At 48.5% G+C, this 800-nt stretch carries 1 protein-coding gene; it reads left to right on the top strand.

The annotated features are described in order from the left end of the window. Window positions 1–78: 78 nt before the first annotated feature. Window positions 79–800 (top strand): precorrin-3B C(17)-methyltransferase (gene cobJ, locus A3757_RS24850; protein ID WP_068740496.1); only part of this gene is annotated, 722 nt, incomplete at its 3' end.

Raw genomic sequence — 800 nt, forward strand, 5'->3', positions numbered from 1 at the left:
AGCGTCAGATAAGTAATAGTGCTTAGGTCGTATTGGAAAAATAGTTCATTTGAATTAAGAGCAGGAAACAAAATTAGCATGAGTCAGTTATTTGTAGTGGGCACCGGTCCTGGTGATAGATCTCTTGTGGCGCCGAAAGCGCTTAGCGCCATTGGAGCCAGTTCAGATTTGGTCGCGTACGGTTTGTATCTCGACTTGTTAGGTGATGTGTGTGATGGAAAAACACATCACGAGTTACCTTTGGGGGAAGAGATCGGGCGAGCTAAACTCGCCTTAGATCTCGCGGCTAGCGGTAAAACAACCGCCTTGGTTTCGAGTGGCGACATCGGCATTTATGCGATGGCAACGTTGGTGTTTGAATTGTTGGATCAACAACTCTTAAAGCAAGCGCAAGGCGAGGCCTTAGATCATCCAGAATGGCTAGATGTTGAGATAGACGTTGTCCCTGGAATCTCTGCCATGCAAGCGGGCGCAAGCCGTGTCGGCGCCATGCTCGGTCATGATTTTTGTACCGTATCGTTATCTGATTTGCTAACGCCTTGGGAGACGATCGAAAAGCGTATTCATAGCGCTGGCCAAGGTGACTTTGTTATCTCGTTCTATAACCCCGTATCTAAAAAGCGTGATTGGCAGTTGAACCATGCGCGAGACGTTTTGCTCCAGTACCGACCGGCTTCGACGCCCGTTTTGTTGGGGCGCCAATTAACCCGTGAAGACGAGTCCATCACCATTACCACCCTAGATAAGTTAGATGCCAAAGACGTTGATATGTTCACGCTTGTGAGCGTTGGAAACAGCGA

This window comes from Oleiphilus sp. HI0117 (assembly GCF_001635235.1).